This is a genomic window from Sneathiella sp. (assembly GCF_041689005.1).
Lineage (GTDB): Bacteria > Pseudomonadota > Alphaproteobacteria > Sneathiellales > Sneathiellaceae > Sneathiella.
Window position 1 is genome coordinate 1 of record NZ_JBDNHC010000111.1, and the last position, 8257, is coordinate 8257.

General features: G+C 53.4%; 7 protein-coding genes. All 7 read right to left on the minus strand.

The annotated features are described in order from the left end of the window. Positions 1–1220 (minus strand): GTPase HflX (gene hflX / locus ACESNI_RS13165; RefSeq protein ID WP_373087549.1); only part of this gene is annotated, 1220 nt, incomplete at its 3' end. 32 nt (positions 1221–1252) lie between these two features. Beyond that, positions 1253–1495, minus strand: coding sequence for an RNA chaperone Hfq (hfq, locus tag ACESNI_RS13170; RefSeq protein ID WP_373087551.1), 243 nt, complete (start codon positions 1493–1495; stop codon positions 1253–1255). Between the two features lie 211 nt (positions 1496–1706). Next, positions 1707–2564, minus strand: coding sequence for a D-amino-acid transaminase (locus ACESNI_RS13175; RefSeq protein WP_373087553.1), 858 nt, complete (start codon positions 2562–2564; stop codon positions 1707–1709). Between the two features lie 14 nt (positions 2565–2578). After that, a complete protein-coding gene (locus ACESNI_RS13180) occupies positions 2579–4066 on the minus strand; it encodes a TrkH family potassium uptake protein (RefSeq protein ID WP_373087555.1) in 1488 nt (495 codons plus the stop codon). A 6-nt stretch (positions 4067–4072) separates the two neighbouring features. Then, positions 4073–5449, minus strand: a complete 1377-nt coding sequence (gene trkA / locus ACESNI_RS13185) for a Trk system potassium transporter TrkA (RefSeq protein WP_373087557.1) — start codon at positions 5447–5449, stop codon at positions 4073–4075. A gap of 19 nt (positions 5450–5468) precedes the next feature. Next, on the minus strand, positions 5469–6875 hold the full coding sequence (locus ACESNI_RS13190) for a sigma-54-dependent transcriptional regulator (protein WP_373087560.1): 1407 nt from the start codon (positions 6873–6875) through the stop codon (positions 5469–5471). 2 nt (positions 6876–6877) lie between these two features. Next, a partial coding sequence (locus ACESNI_RS13195; protein ID WP_373087562.1) for a PAS domain-containing sensor histidine kinase occupies positions 6878–8257 on the minus strand: 1380 nt, incomplete at its 5' end.

An 8257-nucleotide genomic window follows, 5' to 3' on the forward strand; every position in this document is an offset into this window, starting at 1 on the left:
CCCAGGATCGTTGCATGGCGATAGAGCCAGGACAGGGTCGCGCCGTCCTCCGTCGGAATTTCAAGAACGATGGTGCGCTGCCGCGACGTCAGTTTCTGCTCGACTGAGGCGAGAAAACCCTCGGTCCCCTCACCCGTCACCGCGGATATCGCCACATAGCTGTCGTTACGGGCGGCAATGTTCAGAAAGGCCTCTTTCGCCTCCCCCTCCAGCAGGTCAATCTTGTTGAATATCTCAAGATATTCCGTCTCCTCGTCTGTATCCACACCAAGCCGTTTCAGGACGTCAAATACATCCTGCTTCTGGGCATCACTGTCGGCATGGGTAATATCGCGCACATGAACGATCAAGTCGGCCTCCAGCACCTCTTCCAGCGTTGCGCGAAAAGCGGCGACCAGCTCCGTCGGCAAATCAGATATAAAGCCGACCGTGTCGGACAGGATCACCTGCTGCCCGCCCGGAAGTGTTATCCGGCGCATTGTTGGATCCAGGGTTGCGAACAACAAATCCTCGGCGAAAACATGCGACTGGGTTAGACGATTGAACAATGTTGATTTCCCGGCATTGGTATAGCCAACGAGGGCAACAATCGGGTACGGCGTTTTTTTTCGCTTGGCACGATGGAGCTCCCGGGTTCGAACGACAGAGTCTAATTGGCGATTGATCCGGATAATGCGCTCGTCAATGAGACGACGGTCTATTTCAAGCTGTGATTCGCCTGGTCCGCCGATAAAACTGAGCGACCCACGTTGCCGCTCCAGATGGGTCCATGACCGGACCAGACGGGTTCTTTGGTAGTTGAGATGGGCCAGTTCAACTTGTAATGCCCCCTCCTTCGTTTGCGCTCGCTCCCCGAATATTTCCAGAATCAGGCCGGTACGGTCAACAATTTTCACCCCCCAGCGGCGTTCCAGGTTGCGTTGCTGCACCGGCGTTACCGCGCCATCGATAATGACAACATCGATATGGGAATTTTTTATGAATTCCGCGAATTCATCAATTTTACCGCTGCCAAACAGGGTACCGGGCTTAGGTTTGCTCAAAGGGACAATTTCAGAATGAACGACGTCGAGGGAAATTGCCGCGGTCAACGACACAGCCTCTTCAAGACATCCTGCGGGATCCCGTAATTTGGCCGTTTTTGCGCTCTTCAGGAAGGGATGCAGGACGAGGGCCGTTTCTCCGGAACGCAGGGTTTCACGTTCGGCATCAGGCTCCATGTTTTAATTTCCGTCCCTTCATTCCAGACGTTTCAGCCTTCCGCCGAGGGGTCGAACAGCTGGATGGGTCCAGCGGGCATAACGGTCGAAATTGCGTGTTTATAGACAAGTTGTTCATGGCCGTCGCGGCGAAGCAGGACGCTAAAATTATCGAACCAGCTGATTGAGCCTTGAAGTTTCACACCATTAACCAGAAAGACAGTCACCGGGACCTTATCTTTCCGGACCTTGTTCAGGAACACGTCTTGTACATTTTGTGATTTCTCAGCACCCATTTGGAATTATCTTTCATCTGTCGTCATATTGTCATTTTTAGCTTTTACAGATCATTGGTTTCTTTATTAAACTGAATACTAATGTAAAAGGCAAAAAGTTTCCCTGACATAAGGATTTCTCGTCCTAAACACAAGCATTTTAGCAACAATTCCATAACTAATACGGATTATGACATAAAAATCACAGTTGGTTGCATGTTTGTTTAAGGCCTTATGAACCCGATGTCATGAAGTCTTGATAAATACCCCGGAGATTTAAAGAAATACTTCCGGGATGCCCGTTGCCAATGACATGATCATCGACCTTCACCACAGGTAAAACGTAGGATGTACTGCTTGTCAGGAAGACTTCCCTGGCATTTTGTAGCTCATCAACGGAAAAATTGCGAATCTCGACCTCCAAGCCTTTTTCCTCCAGCTCACGCAAAAGAGCGGCGCGAGTGATACCCGCTAATATAGAATTGCTTGTCTCTCGCGTGATGATTTTCCCGTCTTGATCAACAATCCAGGCATTGGTTGAACTGCCTTCCGTCACCATCCCGGCGTCATCGACCATAAAGGCCTCATAGGCGCCCTTATCCTTCGCCTCCTGCTTCGCAAGGATATTCGGTAGCAAGGATACGGACTTGATATCGCGGCGGGCCCAGCGGATATCGGGTAACGTAATCACGCTCACCCCCTCCTCCGCTTTCTTCGCCGCCTTGGGTATCGACAGCCGTTTCGCTGTCATCACCAGAGCCGGGGCAGTATTGTCCGGGAACGGATGATCCCGCGGGGCGACCCCCCGCGTTACCTGCATATAAATAATGCCGTCAAAGATGCTGTTGCGCCGGATAACCTCGCGCATCACAAATTTTAGCGGCTCCCGCTTCATTGGGGCGGCAATTTTTAATTCTCCCAGGCTCCGCCAAAGTCGGTCAAGATGGCCCGCCTCGTCAATCAGCTTGCCGCTGGAGACTGTTACAACCTCATACACCCCGTCGGCAAACTGGTAGCCGCGATCCTCAATATGAACATGTGCCATCCGGTGGGGAAGATACTGACCGTTTACATAGGCAATTCTTGACATGGAATCTCCGTTTCTTAGCGCCGCCATACGGCCGGGTTGAGCAAGGTTAATACCGCAAAAAACTCCAGCCGACCGACCAGCATGGTAACGCATAAAATCCATTTTGTGGCGTTCGGCAGGGCATCATAACTGATAAAATTCTCACTGCCGAATTCGACATCAGTGATCAGCTGCTGCGCCGCCGATCCGGCATTTGCAAGGTTCGTGACCGCGAGGGACAGGGCCGACTGAAAATCAAGTCCGTTGAAGGCAATTGCCGCGGTCACGAGCGCCATGGCAACGCAATAAAAGGCGAAGAAACTCCAGGCGGAGAGAATTTGGCCTCGGACGATTTTCACACCGCCGTAGGTCAGCGCGGAAACACTGCTTGGAAAGCTCAAACGCCGCAATTCGGCACTGGACAGTTTCAGCAGGATGCTCACACGCAGAAGCTTGACTCCGCCGGCTGTCGATCCCGTCGAGCCGCCAAGGGTGATCAGGACAAGAACCAGCAGCAACGCTCCGATCGGCCAGTAATACTCCCCGGTATCGGAGACAAGCGGCAGGTTATAGCCGGTTGTTGTTATCGCCGACACGGCGTTGAAAATCGCGTAGCGCATGGTTTCGCTAATACTCATGTCGGTTTCACTCAGCATCAACCAGAACAGCATAAAACTTCCGATCCCGATTGCCAGCAGAAGATAGCGGTATTCCGGATCTTTGAAATAGGATTTCCGATCGCCGTTGAAAAATGACCAATGAAGGGAGAAATTAACCGCCCCCAAAACCATAAAAATCATCAGAACCACCTCAATCGCCCGGTTGGCAAAGGCGGTACCGGCACTGTTAGATGTGGTGAACCCGCCGGTGGAGATGGTGCTGAAACCGTAGCACAGCGCATCAAACGCCGGCATCCCCACCAGCCACAGAGCGACAATGCAAACTCCGGTCAGAAGCGCGTATATCTTCAACATCGAAAGCAGACCAAAGGCGCCGCGACCGGTCACCCGGCGGCGCTTGCTTTTGGCGATGGCACGGGTCAGCGGGTTATTTCCAGGCAAATTGAAGGTGGTCGCAAGGATTGATAGAAATATGATCAGAGAGAAACCACCAGCCCACTGGGTAAGCGCACGCCATAGCAAGATGCTCTTTGACTGTATATCCAGGTCCGGAATAGTGGACGCGCCATTGGTGGTAAAGCCCGAGAGGGCCTCGAAATAGGCGTTGGTTGCCGAAGGAATAGCGTCACTGAAAAAAAACGGCATCGCGGCAAAAGCCGGCACGACAATCCAGACCAAAGTTGCCGTCAGGAAGGTTTCACGGCGGCCGAGGGTCGTCATATCAGACCGCATCGCGAGAACCATGCCGCCACCAAGAAAAAGAGTGACAATCGCCGACACGGCAAAACTGAGGGCAATGGCAGTTTCTGTCGGCCCCAGAGCAAACAGGATCGGCACCGCCATCAGCACCGATAAAATGACCAGTGCCCAGCCTAGAAGCGTGAATACGGGAGCGAACAGCATGGGATCTTAAAAAAACTCAAGGCTGACGGAAAACATTTCCTCAACTTTATGGATTGAATCGCGGAGACCCAGTATAACCACCCGGTCATCGGGATTGATAACGGAATCACCTCGGGGGATTTCAACCTTGTCTCCCCTAATGACTGCGCCGATAATCGTCCCCGCCGGCAACTTGATTTCCCTGAGCGGCTTGCCGACCAGCAAGGAGGTTTCCAGCGCCTCGCCCTCGACCACCTCTGCCTCGCCATCGCGGAAGGAATGCAGGCCGCGAATACGTCCGCGCCGGATATGACGCAGAATTTCGGACACGGTGGTCGCCCGTGGATCGACAACAACGTCAATACCGAGTGAAGTGACAAGACTGCCGAAAACCGGGTTATTAATGAGGGCGATGGCAGTCTCGCACCCCTGCCCTTTTGCCAGCAATGAGGAGAGAATATTAACCTGGTCATCATTGGTCAACGCAATCACGGTCTCGGCCCGGCCGACATTAGCCTCCTGCAGCAGGTCCGGATCGAGGCCGCTGCCGTGAAGAACGACCGTTCGCTGAAGGTTTTCCATGACATTTTCGGCACGCGTAAGATTGTGTTCGATCAGTTTCAGGGAAAGGTGGCGCATGTTTTTCTCAATATACTGCGCAAGATGAAGCCCTATATTGCCACCGCCGATAATAACGACGCTCCGGGCTTCCTGCTCCTCATGACCAAACAACGGCATCGCCCGGGCGACATGATTGCTGTCCGCCGCGAAATACACCTCGTCCCCCGGAAACATCTGGTCGTCGCTTGACGGCACGATCATCTTTTCATCCCGGTAGATCGCGACGACGATAATATTCAGGTTGGGGAAAAGCTCGGTCAGCTGTCGCAGCGGTGTATTCACAATCGGGCAGCTTTCGTCGAGGCGGACACCAATGACCTGAACAAGGCCGTCGGCGAAGGACACGGTGTCAATTGCGCCGGGAACCTTGAGCCGTCGCTGGATCGCCTTTGCCACTTCTATTTCCGGAGAAATAATCACATCGATGGGAAGATTTTCGCGCCCGAACAAATGCGCCCAGAGTGGATTGAGATACTCCTGTGCGCGGATGCGGGCGACCTTTTTGGGGACATCAAAAATGGAATGGGCGATCTGGCACGCGACCATGTTCACCTCATCGCTGTAGGTAACGGCGATCAGCATATCGGCATCATAGGCGCCTGCCCGTTCCAGTACTTCCGGATGGGAGGCATGGCCGACCATGGCGCGCACGTCAAGCTCATCACTGAATTTACGAACCAGCTCCTCCGAGCGGTCAATCAGCGTCACGTCGTTATTTTCCCGCGCTAGCTGACGGGCGATGTTTGACCCGACCTGTCCCGCGCCGCAAACGATTACTTTCATTTAACCCTATGCTTTCTTCTCAGTCGAAAACCCGTTTTCGATCTCCGTTACTCACACCGAGTGTTTTCAATTTACGGTGTAATGCCGATCTCTCCATACCAACAAATGACGCAGTACGCGAAATATTTCCGCCAAAACGATTTATCTGGGCCTCCAGATATTCCTTTTCAAATCGCTCGCGGGCGTCGCGAAGCGGCAGGGCCATGATTTCGGTATTGTCATTCTGTCCGTTCATGATCGACTGGGACGAGCCGGCATCGGGCGGCACCATGGCCGCCGTGATCGTCGCCGTTTTGTTACCCGTCGCCAGAATCATGATCTGTTCTATGACATTTTTCAACTGCCGGACATTTCCAGGCCAGGATGAAGTCTGCAGGGTGGCAATGGCATCTTCCCCGATCTTCCGGACTGGCAACCCCGAACTTTTTGCGAACCGCTCGATAAAATAACGGGCAAGCGGTCCGATGTCCTCCGGGCGTTCCTTCAGGGCCGGAACGCTGATCGGGACAACGCCGAGGCGATGATACAAATCCTCCCGCAAGCGACCCGAGGCCATTGCCTCGCGCAAATCCTGGCTCGAGGACGAAATAATGCGAACGTCGACCTTAACCTTCTCATTGCCACCAACCCGCTGAAAAGATTGATCGACGAGAACCCGGAGGATCTTACCCTGAGTTTCGAGCGGCATATCAGCAATTTCATCCAGAAACAAGGTGCCCCCATGTGCCTGTTCCAGCAAGCCGCGACGGGCGCCCTTGACAGAACTCATGCGCCCGTCCTCTACCCCGAACAGCTGAATTTCCAGCCGGTCCGGTGCCAATGTCGCCGCATTCAGGATGACAAACGGACCATCCTGGCGTGTCGATTGCGTATGGATCAGGCGCGCTACCACCTCCTTGCCCGATCCCGAGGGACCGGTAATCAGCACGCGGCTCCCCGTCGGCGAAACTTTTTCGATCGTCTGCTGTAACTGTAGCATAGCATGGGAGCGGCAGATCAGATCGGTCATCACCTCTCCCGCCTTGTGTTTCAGCTCCGCCACTTCGCGGCGAAGGCGGACAGCTTCCAATGACCGCTCAACCAGTTGCAGCAACCGCTCCGCCTTGAACGGCTTTTCAATAAAGTCATAGGCGCCCATCTTGATGGTCTGCACCGCCGTTTCAATATTTCCGTGACCGGATATCATCAGCACTGGCAAATCCGGAAGATCCTTCTTGATATGCTGCAGGATTTCGAGACCGTCGAGTTTACTTCCCCGCAACCAGATATCCAGAATGACTAGTCCGGGACGACGATGGGAAATTTCAGCAAGGCATTCATCGCTGTTCGCTGCCATGCGCGTCTCATAACCCTCATCATCAAGAATACCCGCCACCAGTTCCCGGATATCGGCTTCGTCATCTATTATCAGAATGTCCGCGGACATAATCAATCATTCCCTGTTTTTAAGTTAGGTTCATACATGGGAAAGGAAATCCGGATGCAGGCTCCCGTCCCGTTCGTGGCGTCCATCATCACGAGACTGCCCCGATGCTCTTCCATAATCTTGTTTACAATTGCCAGCCCGAGACCGGTTCCTTTTTCCCGGTGGGTAACGTAGGGCTCCGTCAGACGGCTGCGGTTTTCTTTTGGCAGGCCCCGCCCGTTATCAGTCAGCTCGATGACGAGGGTTTCAGTATCGCGGAACATATCGACCTTAATATGACCCCGCGGAAGATCCTTCGAATTCTCCTCCCGTCCCTCTATCGCATCGGCGCTGTTTTGCAGCAGATTGGTCAAAACCCGGTTTATCTGTGGCGCATCACAATTACAGATCAGGGGATCATTCGTTTTCACCAGTTCATAATCGATTTCTGGATGCGCGATTTTTTGCAAAAATATTGCCTGTCCGACGAGTTCACCTAAGTCCTCCTCCTTGAACTGCGGGGTCGGCATGCGGGCGAAGGAGGAAAACTCATCGACCATCTGGCCGATATCGCCTACCTGACGGATAATGGTATCGGTGCATTGGTTAAACACATCGATGTCAGTCTGGATTTCCTTGCCATATTTTCGCTTGATCCGTTCTGCAGACAGTTGGATCGGAGTGAGAGGATTCTTGATTTCATGGGCGATCCGGCGTGCGATATCACCCCAGGCAGCCATCCGCTGTGCTGACACAAGATCAGTGATTTCATCGAGGGTGACAACGAAACCCTGTATATTCCCATCCGAAATTTCCGCCGTTGCCCGCACCAGCAGGTGGCGATGAATACCATTGGACTGAAGCTGAATCTGACGCTCGGCGATCCTATAGGGTTTCTCGCGTATCTCATCAAGCAGGACCGCCATTTGCGGCACGATTCCGGCAAGGGTCTGGCCGATCATGTCGGTCGTCGTAAGGCCGAGCAATTCCGTCGCCGTCCGGTTCGGCAGGTTGATAATCCCATCGCGGTCAAGACCGACGACGCCCGCCGAAACCCCTGACAGCACCGCCTCTGTAAACCGCCGCCGCTCATCGAGCTTTTTGTTTGTGTCTTCCAGTTCCTGCCGCTGGGTGGAGAGTTGTTTGGTCATGCGGTTAAACGCCCGGCTTAGCATCGCCATTTCGTCATAGGCTCTGGTTTCATCGACTTTCGCTGTCAGGTCGCCGGAACGGACCCGTTCTGCAGCCTTCACCAGATTTTCAATCGGGCCGACAAGGCGCGAAGCAATGACAAGTCCGAACCAGACCGCGGCCAGCACGACCATGAGGGAGATGATAAAGAAAATAACCGCGAACTGTATCTGGATTCCAAAGCCTTCTTCCTTCAGTTCCTTATATTCCGC

Coding starts and splice junctions, on each gene's coding strand:
- hfq (WP_373087551.1), bottom strand. CDS start 1,495: ATGGGTGCTGAGAAATCACAAAATGTACAAGACGTGTTCCTGAACAAG.
- ACESNI_RS13175 (WP_373087553.1), bottom strand. CDS start 2,564: ATGTCAAGAATTGCCTATGTAAACGGTCAGTATCTTCCCCACCGGATG.
- ACESNI_RS13180 (WP_373087555.1), bottom strand. CDS start 4,066: ATGCTGTTCGCTCCCGTATTCACGCTTCTAGGCTGGGCACTGGTCATT.
- trkA (WP_373087557.1), bottom strand. CDS start 5,449: ATGAAAGTAATCGTTTGCGGCGCGGGACAGGTCGGGTCAAACATCGCC.
- ACESNI_RS13190 (WP_373087560.1), bottom strand. CDS start 6,875: ATGTCCGCGGACATTCTGATAATAGATGACGAAGCCGATATCCGGGAA.